Below are 19,343 nucleotides of genomic sequence, written 5' to 3' on the forward strand. Positions count from 1 at the left end.
TTGCACGATGCAGAGAGCCTGATCGTCCGCTTCCGCGAGGGCGCTCTAACTCGTTCGGGACTCGTCTCCCGCGGCGAGCGAGCGTCCCGGGAAGCCGCGACTGCGCGCAATACCTCGCGCGTTCGAGCAACGGATTGCTCGGCTCGTCGCGTGTCGAAGGCGCGACGGAAGGCGCCGTGGGCCGCCACGGCGAGCTTGACGTCCGGATCGCGTTCGGGCTTCTGTTCTCCATGAGCAGTCCGCCCGCATCTGCCTTCGCGTGGAGCACCGCCAGGCCGCGAACATCCGCTCTCGCGCTCTCGATCCCGCTCCTCCTCTTGCTCGCTCGCTGCACGAGCACGCAGGCGCCAGGCGCCTCGACCGCGCCCCCGGCGCCGTCGCTCGCCCAGGCGCCAGGCTCCTCCGCCGAGCCCGCGCCCGACGGCGCGCCGACGACCGTTCCCGAGCCCGCCCGCGGGCCCGAGACGGCGCCGGCGCCTGCGACCAGCCACGCGCCGCAGCCCGGCGCCGATCCCGCGCCCGCCAGCGCGCCGGCGCCCGACCTCGACCGGCCCTCCACCTCCGGTTCCCCTCCGGCCCCTGCCCCCGACCAGACGTCGACCCCCGGCCGCAAGCCCTCCGGAAAGCCCGTGCGATGCGCTGCTCCGGCCCGCTCCGCGCAGTCCTTCGGCGACTGCGGCGGCCCCTCGGAGGTCTTCGCCGGCGGCTGCTGCCATCCCAGCTTCGAATCCGCCTGCGCCGCCCTGGGCTGTCGCGTCTCCGCCTGCGAGCTCCTCAAATCGAACCCCGCGCAGGCCCGGTGCGACCGCTGAGCAACGCGCGCCGACCGCCGCGCGCTCGTGAGCACCACGCAACGCCCCCGCCTCACACCTCCCCCCCGCGCCCGTCCCCTGCCCCGCTCCTCGCGGCCATCTCCCCTCGCCCGCTCCCGCCGCCTCGCCCCAGCGCGAGCAGCGCGGAGCTCGCCAGCCAGGTCTCGCCCATGTAGTCGCCGGCGAGGTGCTGGAGTCCCGCTTGTGATGGGAACGAGGCCGAAGAATATTCTCGCCGTCGGTCTCTCCTCCTCGTGATGGGCTTCTTCACCAAGCGCCCACGGGAGCACGGCAAGGCCGAGTCGCAAGCTTTACATGAGCCATTTCTATTGCTGACTTTTCCGGTTCAGGATCGCTATCCGTGCGAACAGCAGAAGGTGACTGTATGAAGACCCACACGTTCCAGGCGTGCACGCTCGTCCCCCTGTTGCTGTCGTCTTCTACGCTCCTGCCCGCCTGCGCTGCGGTGGAGCTCAACCCGGGCGCGGAGCGGGTCATCGTCACCAGGCAGCCGGCCCCGAAGGGCTGCCGGTTCCGCGGGACGGTGATCGGCGAGCAGGGCGGCGCGATCTCCGGGCCGCTCACCAGCAACGCGAACCTGCAAGAGGGCGCCGTGAACGACATGAAGAACAAGGCGCACGAGATGGGGAGCAACTACGTCGTCCTGGAGAACACGAGCACCGGAAACACGATCTCCGGCAACAGAGACAGCATATCCGGCGAGCAGACCGACGTCACCCACATGGGCAGCGCCTACAGGTGCCCGCCCCGGCTCGTCGGACTCTGAATGGCCGATCCCGCGTCGGATCGGCGATCATCCGGAGGCGGGTTTCCGGGGGGCCCCTCCGGACGCTTCCAGTCCCCCCGCGCGGCCGACTCGCTCTCGGCCAGCCGGCCGCTCCCCTGCTCGATCAGCTTCTTCTCGTACCAGGGTAGCGCGGCGTGCGCGCGGAAGAAGTAGGCGATCGCGATGACGCCGAAGAGCGGCAAGGCCACGTAGGCGATGGAATGGACCGTGACGTCGGGGCCGATCGTGCTGGCCGACGGCCACGACGGGACGTAGCGCGCCTCCAGCGGCTCGACCCCGCGGACCCGGGCAACGTCGACATCGGACACCTCGTCCGAGAAGGCGACACCGTGAGGGCCCAGCATCGTGACGTCGAAGTTGCCGCGGTCTTGATCGCTCTCCCGCAGCTGCGTCACGCAGACCTCCACCGTCTCCCCCAGCCAGCGGCGCGCGTGGAAGGGCGCGAACGCGGCGTTGAACGCGAGCGACGCGACGCCGGCGGTGATCGCCCACCGCAGGTGGAACGCCGCCTTGCGCGCGAACTGCTCTCCGAACGGCTCGGACGAGAGGAGCATGCGCCGCCTGCGCGGGGGCACGAGCACGTATCCCTGCGCCCTCTCGCGGTACCCCAGGGTGGGCGCCTCGGGATCCGGCGCGCGCCGGAGCTCGCCGAACGCGAAGGCCTTCTCGCCGGGCATGAGCTCGGCCACGCGGACGCGCCGGGTGAGATCGACCCGGATCATGCCGTCCAGCGCGTCGACGAGCATCACGTCCTCGCCCGGCTCCACACGGATGCGAGCGCCGCAGGCGTGGCGGAGGTAGAAGGGGTGGGCGCGGACCGTGCGGCCGGTCTCGGTCCACTCGTGGCTCCAGTTGCCGGGGCGCGCGATCTCGGACCCTTTCTGCTCGACCTCGACGCGCACGGCGACGTCGGCGCCCTGCTCCCGCTCCACGGTGCCCAGGACGACGCCCTCGCCGGGCGCGAGCGCGACGTTGGCCCTGAACGAGGCCTCTGCCTGCGCGGCGGCGCGGCGCAGCCGGAGCGACAGCCGGAGCGCGAGGAAGGCGATGGCGAGCAGGCCGGCCGTCGCGACGCCGTCCACCAGGAGCGACGACATCACGGGGTCGAGGTGGTTGTGGCTCACGAGCAGCACGATCCGGTGTCCCATGGTCCGCCAGGAGAGCGTAATCCGCAGCGCCCGTGCGACAATCCCGGAGCCGCCCCGGCCCCGTACGTCAAGGGAGCTATCGCCTCCTCAGGCCGGCAGTCCGGCGCGAGCTCCGTGAAGCTGATGTTGCCGATCCCGTACTCCGCCCGGTCCCGATGGTCGAAGTGCCACCATTCCTGCGGGTGGACGGTGAAGCCCTCGGCCTCCCCATCTCGCGGCGGAGCAGGTCGCGGAGCGCCCGCTGGCGGCTCGTTCCGCCGATGAAGTCGAGCGGGTCGCCCCCCGCCCGGCTCGCGCAGGTTCCGGCGACGACGGGCCCGAGCGAGAGGGCGAGGACTCGCCGCAGGACGCGACCGGCATGATCCGATGGAGCCACGGTGACCTCCCTTCCGTGAGGATGGATCGCAGAGCTGGAGGCGCCTACGGCAAAATCACCACGGCCCGCTCGCGCGGCGCGAGGACGAGCCTGGACCTCTTCGACAGGCGCGCTCTGCGGGCCGACTCCGACGAGGGAGCTCGTCTCTGAGGGTAGCTTTCGTCGCGGGACCGGGATCGGTTACCTGGACATCGGCGGACAGGGCACCACGTTCGCTGAGGTGAAAATTCATGCCCAAGAAGGAGGGCAAATGCAATGACAACCTGGAAGTCTGGCCCCGGTAAGGCGGCGGCCGGGGCCGCGCTGCTCGTCGGGTGCTTCAGCCTGGCGTCATATGGAGAGGGCGCGGACGCCGCCGATTGCGCGAGGTACAGGCCGCTGGCGCCGCCGGCGGCCCTCGCGTCGACACCTCGCGCTGACGAGGAGGCGGAGCTCCTGGCCATCGAGGCGACGAGCGAGCTCGTCGCGCCGGAGCGGATCTACCAGCGCGCGAGGAGGGATCTGGCCGCCATCCGCGCCGCGCACCCGGCCGTGAGGGATCTCCGGGCGGCGCCCGACTGGTCGAACAGCCTGCTCGTCAGGCTGAACGGGGGCGCGCGCGAGTCCGTGAGGAACAACAACGCCGTCGCGTGCCTGAACCGGGTGTACAACGCGAAGGCGATGAGGCCCCTTGTCGACGACATGCCCGAGCTCGTGGTGATCGAGTTCAAGGGCAGGTACAACATACCCGTGCTCGCACGTGAGTACGCCAGGCAGCCGGGGGTGAGCTACGCGGAGCCGGATTCCAGGGTGGGAGACGGCGACGACGTATGTCTCTCGATCGCCGGCGATCGCTATCACTACATCTTTGACGAGGGCGCGGGCGATTGCCCTGCGGGCTGCACCTCGCATACCTACTGGGGGTTCTCCACGACGCCGGACGGCACGATCCAGCCGCTCGGGATGTTCTCCCCCGACCGGGGCCCCGGGTCGGAGTCGAGGCCGGGCTGGTTCGCGGACCTCGACGAATGCCGTCAGTGGCTCTGATCCGAGCCGGGAGCGACGATGGCGACCCGCGAGAAGCGCGCTGGAGCCGCGACCTCCTGAGCCGCCGAGGCCGCCGCGAGGACGCCGTGGGCGCGCGCCGCTTCGCGCGCGCTCGTCCCCGCGGAGCGCCGGCTCGAAGGTGGGGCGCCTGCCCGCGCCGCTCGACGAGCACAGCGGCGGCCGGACGAGCGCGCAATCCATTGCTCGATCGCGCAGCTCCCGAGCAAAAGCGCCTGGACTTCCTACCCGCCAGCAGCGCGGCGAGCGGCACCTAGCTACGCACCCGCGCGGCGAACGCCGCAGCTCCTCGACACCTCTGGGCCCTGGCTCGAGGATTGCCATGCCCAGCGGTGGAGCGACGGGTATCGCGGCAGAGGGCGGCCTCCCGGCGCCTCTCCGGAGTACCCGCGCGGGCATCCAGGGAGAGATGGTCGATGAAAGAGACAATGACATACGGCGCGCCGGCGCTCGCGATCACGCTGGCGCACGGCGGGGCGGAGGCAATGCAGCGGCCCGAGAGAGCACCGGTAGGTCGTGCGTGGGAAATCCGCACGCAGGGTTTGAAAGGGGGTCTTGCCCTTCATCGCCCGGCTTCACGGCCGGGCAGGAGACAGTAGGAATCTACCAATGCGAGCTCACATCCGACTCCTGCATGTTTTCAGCGCCGCTCTCTTCTGGAGCTCCATCTCCGCGTCGTCTTACGCGCAAACGGCCGTTCTCTCCCGCTCCAGCGCGGCGTCGACTCCAGCGCTCGCGCCGCACGGGCCCACGCCGAGTGCTCCGGTGTCGGCCGACGCGCCGTCGCCGCGCGAGGACAGGCGCACCTCCGACGAGCTCGCGATGCTCTACGGCAACGCCGTGCTCTGGGGCGTCGGCTCCGGCGTCGCGGTGGGTATCGCGTCCGAGAGCGGGAAGCCAGCCGCGTTCGTGCTGCCTGCCATCGGCATGTCGGCCCTCGGCGCCGGAGCCGTGGCGCTGCTCGACTCGACGGGCGAGCCGCTGCGCCGCGGCGTGCCGGGCGCCATCGCGGCGGGGCTGTCCACGGGCCTGAGCGCGGGCGTCTATGCGAGCTTCATCGCCCACGGCGTGAGCGCTCACCGGGGCGCGAGCGCGGACGACAGCTCGGATACTGGAGTTTTCGATGTCTTCGATGAGGGCTCCAGGCTGTCCGCGGGCGCGACCGCGGGCATCGTGTGGGGTGCGTCCACGGCCGGAGCCCTGACGGGCGGGCTCCTGGGTCATACGCTCGGCACCACGCCGGGGCGGGCGTCCTTCATCCAGAGCGGGGCGGAGTGGGGCGGGATCATCCCGTTCGCCATCGCGGCCGGCTCCCTCAGCGGCTCCTCTTCGTTCGACGCTTCCGAGAGGGCCATCCTCGCCGGGACCGCCGGCTTCGTCGGGATGACGGCAGGCGCGGTGACGACGGGGCTGCTCGGGCGCCGTCTCTCGCCGTCCACGGCGCGGGTGCGTTACATCGATCTCGGCGGCATCGGCGGCGGCCTGCTCGCCGGCGGGATCTACGCCTCGGCCGCGAGGGATATCCAGCCGCGGCCGTTCTTCCTTCTGTCGGCGCTCGGCGCGGGCGTAGGGCTGGGCATCGGCGCGGTCGCGACCCGGAACATGGCTCCCGACCTGCCCCGCCGCGATCGCAAGGCCAACGAAGCGTGGGTCCGGCCCACATTCGCGCCCGTCGAAGGCGGCGCGACCGCAGGCGTGGCCGGCGTCTTCTGAGGTGTTCCACCGCGCTCAACGCCTCCGGCGCGGTTCCCTGCCCGGCGCGAGGCTCGGCACGATCGAGGGGGTGGGCCAGGCGTCGAACGTCGCGTTCGGCGGGGCCGACCGGAAGACGCTCTACATCACGGCGGGCGACTCGCTCTATTCGATAGAGATGAATGTCCCCGGTCATCCATACTGAAGCCACCCCTGTCGCGCGGCCCCTCCCGCCGGCGCGCGCCGCCACGGGGGCTCACGGTGGGTCTCGATCTCCCTTGTCCTCCTTCGGATCAGGACCTCGCCCGCCGGCCGCCCTCGCGTCGCGCCGTCCTCCGAGCGCGGGAGCGCGCGGCGAACGCGGAGGCAAGCGCGAGAAAGGCGAACCGGCTCATACCGGCGGTAGCGTCGTCGGGCGTGACGGCGCAAGCGCAACCCGCCGCGGAGCTGTCGTCGTCCGAGGTCCCTGCGGCTCCAGCGCGGCCGCTCGGTTCACCATCGGCGCCGCCCGTGGCGCCGCCGGTCTCCGGGGAGCCGCCGACACCCAGAGCGCCACCCTGGCCAGCGCCGCCAGCTGCGCCCATTCCACCGCTGGTGCCGACCGTGCCACCGGACCCATCGCCACCGCTTCCATGGGCTGCCGTGTCGCCCATCCCGCCGCCAGCGGTGCCCGAGCCACCGGCGGCGCCGCCACCCGTCCCTGCGGTCGGCCCGGCGCCGAACTCGTAAGCTCCGAGGTCCGGCGCCGAACCGACGAACGGAAGCCCCACGTCCGTGCCTTCGTCGATCAAAGCGCTCCCAGCCTTGAGCTTCATGAACACGCACGCGGAGGGGATGCTGCCGTCGGCCTCGCGGGGGCCGGTGCAACCGGCGTCGGACGTGCTCTCGAAGGCCGAGCTCGTCTCCGTGATGTCCAGGTCCCAGGTGTTGAACGCGGTGTCGACGCCCTCCATGTTCCGGTTCTTGTCCGGGAAGCCGATGTTGTTCCGCATCTGGTGCGCGAGCGCTCCGGTCAAGATGATCGTCTGGCTGCTATCGTTGGGCGGGCTCGCCAGCATGTTGTACTGGGCCCCATTGTTGTACGCGGTGTTGTTGAGCCAGGTATTGCCGCCCGACGAATGGTTCGCGTAGAAGCCCGCGGCCTTGTTCTTCCAGGCCACGTTGTTCCGCACGATGTGCCGGACGCCCGTCTTGCTGCTGCCGACCTTGAACCCGTTGCCGTTGCCCTCGCTGCCCCGACCGTTCGACATGGCGAAGCTGCCCTCGGTGATGACCGGCACCTCCTGCGAGATGTAGTCGTAGCCATCGTCCGAGTTGTTCCACGCGCGGCACCCCCGGATGGTCGTGATGGGACCCGTCATCTGGTAATGGACCCCGAAGCCGTCTCCGTTCTGACCGTCGCCCTGGCTGCCGTCCTGGTCGTAGTTGTCGTGCGCGTCGGAGTCGAGGATCAGGTTGCCGCCGTTGCCTCCATCGATGAACAGGCCGGGCCCGAAGGCATGATGGAGGTGGAGCAGCTCGAAGGTGTTGTTGCTGGAGCCCTTGGTGCGGAGCAGCGAGTACGAGTGGTCGCCGCTTCTGCCCACCTTGGCGTTGCCGATCTCGATCCCTCGAAGGTGCATCCAGCTCCCGGTCACCAGGACCACCGGCACGTCAACGGCCCGGTTGCTGGTGTCATACCTCGACGCGTCGAGCACGGGCTTCTCACCTGGGTAGGCCCAGACCTTGGTGCGGTTGGTGTCCGAGGTGCCGCTCCTCGAAAGGACGAGCTGGCTCGTGATGTAGTAGGTGCCGCCGCGCACCCAGATGGTGTCACCGGCGGCGGCGGCGCTGTTCGCCTTGGAAAGGGTGGCGAACGGCTGGTCCATGGTCCCGCGACTGGAATCGCTGCCGTCCGGCGCCACGTAGTGCTCCGCCGCGCGCGCGTATCCGGTCGCCAGCAGCACGAAGAGGCCCGCGATCGTCGAGGTCGCCGCCAGGGACTGCTTTCGATTCATGCTCATCGGTGTAGCCTCGCGAGAAAGTGAAGTCGCCGACAAGAAGCGTCCGACCTCGTTGCCAGTTTTCACGCCGTGGGTTCTCCCAGGGCGAGGTGGAAATCCGGACGCGATCCGAAGATCGATCTCCTCGTGGTGGCCGTCCCACCGTACACCCACGCTGCACGCCCTGGTTGAGATAGAGCTCTCCTTTCGACCCGCGACGAAGATCGGGAACGCGTCGTCCCTCTCTCCCCGTGTGCCGGAGCGCCCTCGATCAATCACGGGTCGCTCGACTTTTCATCGAGGGATCGAAGGGTTCGCCTCAGATGGTAAGTTTACGTCGAGAGAGGGCGCGCTCGGGGCGCACGGGAGCCGAGCTGCCCGAGCGCCGTGTACCTCGCCCATGCCGACGGATGGCCCGACGAGACCTTTCGCCGCTCTTTCGCTTCCTGCACGGCCACGGCGTCGAGCTCAGCGCAGCGCCGCCTCCCAGACCTTGATCGTCCCGTCATCGCTGGCGGAGGCGAGCCGGCGCCCGTCGGGGCTGAAGACGACGTGGTTGACGGCCTGGGTGTGCCCGCGAAAGGTGCGCAGCTCCCGGCAGGCAGCGACGTCCCAGACCCTCACCGTCTGGTCCTCGCTCGCCGAGGCGAGACAGCGGCCATCCGGGCTGAAAGCGACCTTGTACACGCGCTCTGTGTGCCCGCGCAGGGCGCAGACCTCGGCGCCTGTCTCCACCTCCCAGACCCTCACCGTCTGGTCCGCGCTCGCCGAGGCGACGCGCCGCCCGTCGGGGCTGAAGGTCACCCCGAGGACCTTCAGCGTGTGGCCGCGCAGGGCACGCAGCTCCTCCCCGGTGGCCAGGCTCCACAAGCGCACGCTCCAGTCCGTGCTCGCGGACGCGAGGAGCCGGCCGTCGGCGCTGATGGCGACGCTCCAGATCCAGTTGGTGTGCCCGCGGAGCACGCGCCTCGTCTCGCCGGCGGCCACGTCCCACACGCGGACGGTCCGGTCCCAGCCGCACGAGACGATGCCGCGGCCATCGGGGCTGAACGCCACGCCGTAGACGCGATCGGTGTGCCCCCGGAGCGTGGAGATGGGCAGTCCGCTCATCTCCTCCGTATCCCAGAGGGCGATCGTCTTGTCGGCGCTCGCGGACGCCAGGACCCGGCCGTCAGGGCTGAACGCCACGCTGGTCACCAGCGCTGCGTGCCTGGACACGCTCCAGAGGCACTCCCCCTGATCGGCGTCCCACAGCCGCACCGCGCGATCCTCGCCGGCCGACGCGATCTGCCGCCCGTCCGGGCTGAACGCCACGGCGTGGACGCTCGCGTCGTGGCCGTGCAGCGTCATCGGCACGGCGTCGTTCGACGCGTCGGACGTCGCCGCGCTCCACACGCGCACCGTGCGATCGTCGCTCGCCGACGCGAGCAGCGAGCTGTCGCGGTTGAAGGCCACGCAGTTCACCGTGTCGGTGTGCGCGCGCAACGTCAGCGCCTCCTGGCCCGTGGCCGTGTCCCAGATACGCACCGTCTTGTCCCCGCTGCCCGAGACGAGGCGCGCCCCGTCCGAGCTGAAGGCGAGGCTGAAGACGCCGCCGCTGTGCCCACGAAAGGCGCGCACCTCTTGCCCCGTCGTGGCGTCCCAGATCCGGACGATCTTGTCTCCGCCGCCAGAGGCCAGATGACGCCCATCCGGACTGAAGGCGAGCGCCCACACGAACGCGGAGTGACCGCACAGGCGATGCCGCTCCTGGCCTGTCGCGACGTCCCAGACCCTCACCGTCTGATCGTAGCTGGCCGAGGCGACGAGCTGCCCGTCCGCGCTGAAGACCGCGCTGTTCACCATGTCCGTGTGGCCGTGCAAGGTGCGGATCTCGCTCCCCGTGCCGGCGTCCCAGAGCTTCACCGTGTGATCGTCGCTCGCCGACGCGATGAGGCGCCCATCGGGGCTGTAGCTGACGCTCACGACGACGTCCGTGTGGCCCTGGAAGAGGTGCACCGTCGAGCCGGCGCGGACGTCCCAGATGCGGACGATGCCCTCCTGGCTGGCGGCAGCCAGGCGCTCGCCGTCCGGGCTGAAGCGCATGGCGTAGACCTGATCGGTGTGACCGCGGAAGATCCGGACCGGCTCGCCCGTCGCCGCGTCCCAGATACGGACCGTCTGATCGTCGCTCGACGTGGCGAATTGACGGCCATCCGGGCTGAACGTGACGCAGTAGATCACGTCCTCGTGGCCGCGCACGGTGAGCAGCTTGCCCTGGCGGAGCCCGAGGAGGCAGTGCCACTCCCAGCCGCGCAGCGACGCGGGGCACGCGTTGAGCAGGTCGTCCAGGCGCTGCATCTGGCCGACCGCCCACTCGCGCTCGGCCAGGGCGATGTTCTTGAAGTAGAGCTCTGCCTCCAGGCGCTCCCACGTCGAGCGCGGGCGCCCGCGGACCGGCGCGCCCCTGAGGAAGCGCTCGAGATCCTCGGCGACCGCGGCCGCGCTGGGGTAGCGCTGGTGCGGCTCCTTCTCGAGGCACTTGAGGCAGATCCCCTCGATGTCGAGCGAGAGGCCGCTCTGCACGCGGCTCGGGGGCACCGGCGGCTCCAGGAGCACCTTGTGGAGGAGATCGACGAGCCCGTTGCCGACGAAGGGCGGGCGGCCGGCGAGCAGCTCGTAAAGGATGGCCCCCAGCGAGTAGACGTCGGCCGCGGGGCCGATCTCCGCGCTGCGGCCCTGGGCCTGCTCCGGAGCCATGTAGAGGGGCGTGCCGATCAGGTCTCCTGTCTGCGTCTCTCCAGCGCCGCCCTCCAGCCGCTTGGCCACCCCGAAATCGCTGATCTTGGGCGAGCCGTCGCGCGCGAGCAGGACGTTGCTGGGCTTGAGATCGCGGTGGACGATGCCCCGCTGGTGGGCGGCGGCCATCGCCTCCGCCAGCGTCCGCACCAGCCGCGCCGCCTCGCGCACCGACCACGCCCCGCGCTCGAGCCGCCGCTCCAGCGTCTCTCCCTCCACGAGCTCGAGCGCGAAATAAGGGACCCCTTCGGCCTCGCCGACATCGTAGATCTGCACGATGTTCGGGTGGCTCAGCGACGCCAGCGCCCTGGCCTCGACGCGAAACCGCGCGAGCTGCCGCTTGCCGGCGTGCTTCCCGGCGAGGATCACCTTCAGTGCGACGAACCGATCCAGCGAGAGCTGCCGGGCCCGGTAGACGACGCCCATCGCTCCCCGGCCCAGCTCTTCCACGAGCTCATAACCAGGGATGGCCGGAGAACGGCTGGAGTGCAGCAGTGTGACCGGCGGCCCATCCCAGCCGAGCGTCGTGCCGCTCGACGCCGGAGTCGCTTCTGCTGCCGCCGCGGCCTCCGCGACCGCACAGGTGTTGTCTGAAGGCTGCATAGGCGCGTACCCTCGCAGCGGACAGAGGCTCCGGCTGTGTGCCTCGACCCTACCCGGCCCCCTCACCGCCTGTCAAGGGCGGCGCAGGGCTCGAGGGCGCGGCGCCGCGCTCCGCGAGCTCGACAGGTGGAGATGGTCGAGGGACGCGCGCTGCGCCCGCAGGTGCGATCAGCGCCCTTCCCGCCCGCCCTCGCGGCGCGCGCGGCGCGAGCGCGAGAATTGCGGCGCGCGCGGCGCGAGCGCGAGAATTGCGCCCGCGAAGACGCACCGGACCGCGGGGACGGAGCACGCCGCGGAGCTCGCGGCTCGCGCTGCTCTGTCCGATCGCCATAGTGAATGAACAACGGCGCTCGCGGCGCCCAGCGCGGCCGTGGTATGGCTGCCACCGAGGACGGCCAGCTCGAGCGGCGGGCGCGCCGGAGACCCGCTCTCGCGAGGCGCACCCGACAACGACGCACTTCACCGCGGGAGATCGACGTCTTTCAAGGGGAGACGATGGACACGAGCTTGATCGCTTGCTGCAAGATATACCCGGGGCTCGGCATCGCCCGGGTCGGCAACAGCCCGAGTGCCTTCTTCATCGGCCCGGAGAACCCGGGCGCGCCCGCCGAGGTCCCGGGCGGCTACAAGGACGCCCAGGGCCGCGTCAAGCGCCAGGCCGCCCGCTTCCGCGTCTATGCCTATGACGCACGGGGCCGCGCCCTCGGCGAGCTGACAGCGGCCCACGCGACGATCACGTGGCGTGTCGAGCTCGCCAACAAGAAGGCGTCTTTCACGCGCTTCAAGGGCAAATATGACGACCCGAAGGCGGGAGAGCGCAACCCCGATGTCAAGGGCGAGGACCGCGCGGGCCTCGAGATCCGACCAGGGCCGCGCGTGATCACCGGCAAGAGCGAGCGCGGCGCGGCGTACCGCTTCGACAGCGGCACCTTCCGCTACCCTCTCGGACAGGGCAAGCACGAGACGAGGAACGTCCCCCTCGGCGAGCTGCAGACGGACGCGGCGGGCCGCCTGCTCGTCCTCGGCGGCTTCGGCAAGTCGGCCTCGGCGCTCCCGGACAACCCCGTCGGCAACCCGAAGACGGGGACGAAGGAGCAGCCCAACAACTACGCCAACAACGTGGGCTGGTACGACGACATCTCCGACGGACCGGTGAGCGCCACCGTCGAGGTGGACAACAGATCGATCGAGGTGCGAGGCAACGCCCACGTCCTCGTCGCCCCGCCGGATTTCGCGCCCGACCTCGGCAACATCGTGACGCTCCACGACGTCGCGCGCGAGGCATGGTCCCCCGACCCGCCGGCGCAGGTCGCATTTTACCGCGATGTCCTGCCGATCCTGCGGCGCATCGCCGAGCTGCGCTGGGTCAACGCGGACGCGCTGCGCGGCCACGGCCGCGGGCGCGGCGGCGACTTCCTCGACCCAGAGATCGAGAAGCGGCTCGCCAGCCCGGGGGAGGAGTCGGCCGCGCTCCGCCAGCAGATCTTCAGGCGCCTCCGCAACCCGGCCGCGGTCCCATTCCACCCCAACGACCTCCCGGCGTCCGCCCTTGCGGGCCCCGACGACATCGCCTTCTTCGCCCCTCCTCGGAAGACCGAGCCGACCGAGGCAGCGCCGGCGTGGAAGCGCATCGACACGCCGCTCGCCAGGGACCAGGCCTACGCGCAGTTCATGCCCATCCTGGCCGGCGACGACGGCGATCCCGAGCAGGGCAAACCGCCGAAATGGATGACCCTGCTCCCCAGCCAGTACGAGATCCTCCGCCGCTGGGCGGAGGGGGACTTCACGCCGGGTGAGCGCCCGGCGCCGAGGGATCGGCTCGAGAGCTACCCTGTCGACCAGCAGCCGGAGTCCCTCGACCGCGCGGCGCTCGAGCGGTGCGTCGGCGGGCCCTTCTACCCGGGCATCGAGATGACCTACATCGCCGCAGATCGGCGGTCGTGGGCCGAGCCGTTCCGGCTCTCACCCTCCTTCGGGCCTGGCGACGTCACGAAGCACATGGCCCTCCCGTGGCAGGCGGACTTCTACGAGTGCAACACGCACTGGTGGCCCGCGCAGCGGCCGGATGACGTCGTCACCCAGGCCGAGTTCGAGCGCGTCTCGGCGCGCGTCGGCGCCCAGGACCGCCCGGGCATCCTGCTCGAGCTGCTCGACGGCCGCGCGCCCTGGGATCGCGGCCTCCGCCCGAACGAAGACAAAGATGACGACGAAGACGCGAACGCGAACGAAGATGAAGCCGAGAACCAAAGGCAGCTGCGCGCCTACGTCGGCGACAACGACATGGTCGAGCTCTGGCACCAGCTCGGCTTCGTGGTGCGAAAGCAGGGCCGGAACGGCGACGAGGTCTTCGTCGAGACCGAGCGCGCTCCCTTCGTGGGCCGCAACGTCGCGGAGAACCACCGGGAGTGGTTCAACATCCTGCTCAACATCGAGCAGAACCGGGCCTTCTTGCCGAAGGCGCGGGAGCTCGCGCTCGACTTCCTCGCTCAGGCCGAGGCGTTGCAGCGGTCGCCGGACTGCTTACCGCTCCACCTGCCCTTCCGGTACAGCAAGGAGGCGCTCGCCGCCCGCCTCGAGGCGATCTACGACGAGCATGTCTCCAACGGCGCAGAGTACGACCCGACCACCGACGAGCTGATCCAGTCGTACGAGGACATGCTCGATCGGCTCTACCAGTTCGCGCCGTTCAACCAGCTCGACGGCGCCTGGCTGCGCAACGTGACGCGCGCCGGCCCGATCGACGAGGTCCACGCCCTGCTCTTCTCCATCTGGTCCGACGAGGTCGGCAACGGCGATCCGGCGAAGAACCACTGCAACATCTACACCTCACTGCTCCAGAGCGTCGGCTTCTACCTGCCGCCCGTCGAGTCGGAGGCCTACGCGCAAAACCCGAAGATGCTCGACTCCGCATACACGGTGGGGGTCTTCCAGCTCGCCATCTCCCAGTTCTCGGAGGACTTCCTCCCCGAGATCCTGGGCATGACGCTCCAGCTCGAGTGGGAGGCTCCCGTGCTCGTCACGACGCGGGAGCAGCTCCTGAGCTACGGAATCGACCCGCATTTCTACGAGCTGCACATCGCCATCGACAACGCCGTCTCCGGTCACGGCGGTCAGGCCAGGACCGCGGTGGAGCTCTACCTCGACGACGTGCGGGTCCAGCGCGGCGAGGAGGCGGTGCAGGAGACCTGGCGGCGGATCTGGAACGGCTACGTGGCCTTCGCGACCACGGGCACGCTGTTCCAGGACATCCAGGAAAAAATAGAGACGAGGAGGAGCAAGGCCAGGCTCGAGTCCCTGGAGGAGCAGGTCATCGCGATCATCGAGCAGAAGAGGCCTTATGCGAACCGCAACCACGGGACCAAGCGCCTCGGCCCGAACCTGCTGAACAACTGGTTCCACGATCCCAAGGGCCTGCTCGAGGAGCTGCGGCGCGCGGGCATGATCGTCGACGGCAAGCCGGAGCTGAGCCCGTTCTTCCAGCTGACGAGCTTCGGAGGGCCCATGTACAAGGTCTTCACCGACGAGCAGCTCGAGGTCTTGAGGGACTGGACGCGCGCCCTCGCCGGCAAGGAGCCGACCGTGATGGACGAAGACGTGGGCCTCGCCATGGCCCGGCTGCTCGACACCTTCCGCGAGCGGCAGGCCGGCGCGGGGGGCCACGGCGTGCTCCTCGCCGACCCGGACGCGAAGCCGGGCGAATGCGCGGTGAAGTCGCTGTCATCCTGGTTCGAGCGGCCCGGCCGGCCGGCCGGGGACCTGCCCGGGAAGCCCGAGGAGGTCGACGCGCGCACGCTGACGCTCATGAAGGTGCTGAGGGACCCGAACAACGGCTGGGTGGTGCCCTGGTCTGCCGGCCGGAGCGCGCTGGTCATGCAGATGCTCTCGGGGAACGGCGCGATGGCCAAGGCGTTCCAGGCGAGGTCGCCCGACAAGAGGGACAGGAGCTATCGCGACGTGGTCGTCACCTGGATCAACCGCGGCTGCCCGATGCCGGTCGGGACGCAGCCGAAGGCCGAAGGCGCGCCGAGCGCGGCGGCCGTGCCGCTGGCCGCAGCGGCTGACGTGCCCCTGGCCGCGGCGGCTGAGGCGCCCCGCCGGCCCGCGGCGGCTGACGTGCTCCGGGCCGCGGCGGCTGACGCACGCATCGCCAGAGAGCCGAAGATCCAGAGGAGGGTCCGCGGCAAGGGCTTCCTGCACTGAGCTCCCCGGGGGTCGGTGCGCTCGACCCCCGCCCGCCCGGGTGGTGCTGTCATCTACCCAGAGGGGTTTCACATGAAGGCGTGAAGTCAGGAAGATTATCAAGACTTCTTCCTGCCTTCCGCCTTCATGTTCAGATGACCGCACCACCCCCGCCCCAGGCGCGGTCCCCTCCGGGACCCCTACCCGACCGCCTCGAAGATCCCGCGCGCGAGCAGCGCTTGCACGGCCACGATCACGGCCCGATCGGACGCGCCGGCCGGGTGGGCTGCCCGGTACGCCGCGACGATGGCGTGCGCCGGCGCGCCCTGCTCGGCCGCGTTGCAGAGCGCCTCGACATCCACGCCCGCCGGCAGGTCCGGGGAGGCGCTGCGCGCCCGCTGCGAGCCGCGGGGCGCGAGGCGGAGGCGAGCGCGCGGATCCAGGGAGACAGGCGCCTCCTCCGGGCTGGACCACCACCGGCGCCGCCAGAAGGGTGAGCCCGGGAAGCGCTGCTCCAGCCGGTAGTATCGAGTCCGCATCGACAGGTAGTCGTCGAACGCGCGGCGGCGGGACGCAGCGTACCGGGAGAAGGACTGTGCGTCGCCGCCGAGGTGGGCTTCGACGGCGGCGGCGGCGTCGATCGCGTCTTCCAGGGCGTGCGCGATGCCCGACGAGGAGAGCGGATCGCGCGCGGTGGCGGCGTCGCCCACGGCGAGCCAGCCCGGCCCCGCGATCGGGTCGGACACCTCGCTGCACGCCGGGCGCACGTGCCACTCGCGCGCGGGGCTGAACGGCGCGATGCGCGCGGCGGTGTGCGTGCTCTGCGCGAGGAGCGCGCCGGCGAGCGCCGCCGGACCGCCCGCCGCGAGCGCGTCGGCGTCCGCGTCCGCGAAGAGCGTCACGACCACCCGATCGCCCGCGAGGGGGGCCGAGTACAGCCAGCCGCCCTCGACCGCCTCGATCCACAGCGCGTCATCGAGCGCGACAGCGGCGCGCGGGGCGAGGAAGGCGGCGACGCCGACGAGCCGATCGAAGGCGCGCCGCCGCGCCCCCTGCGCCCGGGCGAAGGACGCTGTCCGCCCTGTCGCATCGACCACCACGGAGAACGTGAGCTCACCGCCGCCGATGCGGGCGACCCAGCCCGAAGGCCCGCGCCTCACGAGGGGCGGCGGGTGAGCCCCCCGGATCACGCGCGCGCCGGCCGCCTCGGCGGCCTCGAGGAGCATGGCGTCGAACACGGCGCGGCTCAGGTGGAAGCCCTCGCCCTCGGCGCAGAAGACGTAGTCGCGGTCCCGGAGCACGGGCTCGCCCCACGCGGACCGGACGCCGGCCGAGCGCCGGTGCCCTCCAGCCAGGACCCCGTCGAGGACGCCGAGCCGCGAGAGGAGCGGGAGGGCCGGCGGGGCGATGTGCTCGCCGAGCCGCACGCCCGGCCCCTCGGCACGCTCGACGACGAGCGCCGAGAGGCCACGGCGACGCAGCGCGATCGCGGCGGAAGCGCCGGCAGGGCCGCCGCCGAGCACCAGGACGTCCGCGCGCGCCGGCAGCTCTCCGTGCGATCGCCCCGGGCGCGGGGCTCCTCTCGGCATGAGGCACGCTCGCTCCATCGCGCCGGGACAGCAAGCCGCGCCGGCCAGCACGGGCCCTGCGACCGCCGCCATGGCGCGAACTCGATGGCTCGACGCCTCACTTGAACCCGGCCGGAAGCGCCCCCTTTCCGCGCGTTATTTACTGTTAAGAGCAAAGTTTCGTCGCGAGTGACGGCCTTGACTTAACCGGTTCGTTCCCCTGGACCGATTTACGACCATGGACCCATTTACGTTCAGCGTTGATGTGATACACGTTGGCGCAATCCGACGCCGGTCGAGCTCGCCGAACCCGCTCAACGCGTGATGGGCAGAGCCGACGAACGGCAGTCAGCGGGAAGAGGACACCCATGCGAACGAATCGTACTGGTCAATTTCTTGTTTCTTTGGTCGCGTCGTCATCGATCGGCCTGGGGGCCGGTGGCTGCGGCGTCGACACGGAGCTGGACGACGATCCGGGCTCGTCCCCGGCGGCAGAGATCGCGGCCGCGAGCAGCGCGCTCACGCCGACGGATCCGCACTTCTCGAAGCAGTGGTCGCTCTACAACCAGGGCCAGACGGTCCCGATCGAGGAGATCGGCGGCGGCACCACCGACGTTGTCGCCGTCTCGCCCGTCGACATCAACGCTCGCGCGGCATGGGACATCTCGCAGGGGTCCACCTCGGTCATCGTGGGCATCATCGATCCGGGGGACACGGACCTGACGCACCCGGACCTGATCACCAACATCTACCCGTGCGGGCACTCGTCCGGTTGCGACTTCGTCGATGGCGACGGCATGAACATGCCGCAGGCTCACGGCACGCATATAGCGGGCATCATCGCCGCCCGGCTCTCGAACTCGCAGGGCGTCGTGGGCGTGGCGCCGAAGGTGAAGATCCTGCCGATGAGGGCCAGCGCCGACGATGACTCGATGATCGACGCCATCGACTATGCCAGGAGCGTCGGCGTGAAGATCATCAGCGTCAGCCAGGGCGGGGCGGACTTCTACAACGAGAGCGTGAAGGCGGCGATCGCCAGCTCGGGCATCCTGTTCGTCTGCTCGGCGGGCAACGACTCGACGGCGGCGTACAACTACCCCTCGGCGTACGCGCTCCCCAACGTGATCTCCGTGGCCAACGTCGACCCGACCGGCGAGGTCGCCCCGATGAGCAACTACGGCGAGGCGCACGTGCACATCGGCGCGCCGGGCAAGGGGATCTACAGCACCCTCCCGGGCAACCAGTACGGGTACATGGATGGTACCTCGATGGCGGCGCCCCACGTGGCCGGGGTCGCGGCCCTGCTCCGCAGCAAGTACTCGAGCCTCACGGTGACCCAGATCCGCGATCGCATCCTGCGCACGGGCATGAAGCTGACGAGCCTCTCCGGCGTCGTGCAGACAGGCGCCATGCTCGACGCCTACGCGGCCCTGAAGGACGTCGGCCCCGTGGCACCGGCCGCCAGCTCGGTCCCGGGCACCGTCACGCTGCAATGGCCGGCGGTGTCCGGCGCGACCAGGTACGACGTCGAGGTGGACGGCTCCACGGTCAACGTCGGCAACGCCCTGAGCTATGTGCACAGCGGCCTTGTGACCGGCTCGACGCACGTTTACCGCGTTCGAGCGACGGTGAGCGGCTCGAGCACCCCGTGGAGCTACCGCGTCCTCAAGAAGGTCGTGCAGGATCCGACGCGAGAGGCGTACGTGCTCGAGAGCAGCCACCCGTACGACAGCGAGGATGGGTTCACTGGCCACGTCACCAAGCGCAACGCCAAGCTGCTGCGCGCCCACTTCAGCAAGGTGGAGCTCGCCCCGGGGGTCGTGCTCCAGTACATGGTCAACGACGGCGACGACACGTACTTGACCGGGAGCTACGCCAGCGGGTTCTGGACGCACTGGAAGCCCGGCGAGCTCTTCTTCGAGGTGTCCTCGGACGAGTCGGCCACGACCTACGGCTTCAAGATCGACGCGATCGAGTACCTGACAGGCATCCCGGAGCAGCCGTACCCGCCCTACTATTTCGACGTCGTGCCGGGCAAGATCGCGGTCGGGGTGGGCTGCTCGCCGGGCTCGGTCGATACGAGGGTCTTCCGCGCCACGTCCCCCGGCGGCACCTATACGCAGGTCGCGACGCTCCCGCAGAGCGAGTGGAAATACGAGGACACGAGCGTCACCGCCGGGGTCACCTATCATTACAAGATCTCGTGCAGCAACGACCTGGGCGTGTCGCCCCAGTCCGACGAACTGTCCGTGGTCGCGCAGTGAGGGCGACGGCGCCGGCTGGCCCCGGGGAGGCCTGCCTCGCGTCGCCTGCCTCGCGTCGCCTCCTCGGGAATAAGCTTCGCTTCGCGGGC

General features: G+C 70.5%; 10 protein-coding genes. 6 read left to right on the forward strand and 4 right to left on the reverse strand.

The features are described 5' to 3' along the window. The first annotated feature begins 230 nt into the window (after positions 1-230). Together WME89_RS25920 and WME89_RS25925 are read left to right on the forward strand one after the other, a co-directional pair. Complete coding sequence (locus WME89_RS25920) at positions 231-812, forward strand: hypothetical protein (protein ID WP_438011756.1); 582 nt, start codon at positions 231-233, stop codon at positions 810-812. A 385-nt stretch (positions 813-1,197) separates the two neighbouring features. Beyond that, positions 1,198-1,599 carry a DUF4156 domain-containing protein gene (locus WME89_RS25925; protein ID WP_438011757.1) on the forward strand — a complete coding sequence of 134 codons (402 nt, stop codon included), beginning with the start codon at positions 1,198-1,200 and terminating at the stop codon, positions 1,597-1,599. Here WME89_RS25925 and WME89_RS25930 read toward each other — a convergent pair. Beyond that, positions 1,566-2,768, reverse strand: a complete 1,203-nt coding sequence (locus tag WME89_RS25930; protein WP_438011758.1) for a hypothetical protein — start codon at positions 2,766-2,768, stop codon at positions 1,566-1,568. The two genes, WME89_RS25925 and WME89_RS25930, sit on opposite strands and share 34 nt — an antisense overlap. Before the next feature lie 631 nt (positions 2,769-3,399). On the opposite strand from WME89_RS25930, the gene WME89_RS25935 reads away from it, so the two are divergent. Both WME89_RS25935 and WME89_RS25940 read left to right on the forward strand, forming a co-directional pair. Next, on the forward strand, positions 3,400-4,170 hold the full coding sequence (locus tag WME89_RS25935) for a hypothetical protein (RefSeq protein WP_438011759.1): 771 nt from the start codon (positions 3,400-3,402) through the stop codon (positions 4,168-4,170). 783 nt (positions 4,171-4,953) lie between these two features. Then, positions 4,954-5,901 carry a hypothetical protein gene (locus tag WME89_RS25940; protein WP_438011760.1) on the forward strand — a complete coding sequence of 316 codons (948 nt, stop codon included), beginning with the start codon at positions 4,954-4,956 and terminating at the stop codon, positions 5,899-5,901. Between the two features lie 272 nt (positions 5,902-6,173). Here the strand turns inward: WME89_RS25940 and WME89_RS25945 are convergent, their stop codons facing one another. Both WME89_RS25945 and WME89_RS25950 read right to left on the reverse strand, forming a co-directional pair. After that, positions 6,174-7,883: a right-handed parallel beta-helix repeat-containing protein gene (locus tag WME89_RS25945; protein ID WP_438011761.1), complete on the reverse strand. Its 1,710-nt coding sequence runs from the start codon at positions 7,881-7,883 to the stop codon at positions 6,174-6,176. 447 nt (positions 7,884-8,330) lie between these two features. Then, the gene (locus WME89_RS25950; protein WP_438011762.1) at positions 8,331-11,243 is read right to left on the reverse strand and encodes a WD40 repeat domain-containing serine/threonine protein kinase; all 2,913 of its coding nucleotides are present in this window, start codon (positions 11,241-11,243) and stop codon (positions 8,331-8,333) included. A 495-nt stretch (positions 11,244-11,738) separates the two neighbouring features. Here WME89_RS25950 and WME89_RS25955 point away from each other — a divergent pair, with 495 nt between their 5' ends. Next, on the forward strand, positions 11,739-15,443 hold the full coding sequence (locus WME89_RS25955; protein ID WP_438011763.1) for a LodA/GoxA family CTQ-dependent oxidase: 3,705 nt from the start codon (positions 11,739-11,741) through the stop codon (positions 15,441-15,443). A 179-nt stretch (positions 15,444-15,622) separates the two neighbouring features. On the opposite strand, the gene WME89_RS25960 is transcribed toward WME89_RS25955, so the two are convergent. Continuing rightward, positions 15,623-17,011, reverse strand: coding sequence for an NAD(P)/FAD-dependent oxidoreductase (locus WME89_RS25960; RefSeq protein ID WP_438011764.1), 1,389 nt, complete (start codon positions 17,009-17,011; stop codon positions 15,623-15,625). A gap of 347 nt (positions 17,012-17,358) precedes the next feature. Here WME89_RS25960 and WME89_RS25965 point away from each other — a divergent pair, with 347 nt between their 5' ends. Further along, the gene (locus WME89_RS25965; protein WP_438011765.1) at positions 17,359-19,254 is read left to right on the forward strand and encodes a S8 family serine peptidase; all 1,896 of its coding nucleotides are present in this window, start codon (positions 17,359-17,361) and stop codon (positions 19,252-19,254) included. Positions 19,255-19,343 lie beyond the last annotated feature (89 nt).

It is taken from the genome of Sorangium sp. So ce321 (genome assembly GCF_051530195.1).
Taxonomy (GTDB): domain Bacteria; phylum Myxococcota_A; class Polyangia; order Polyangiales; family Polyangiaceae; genus Sorangium.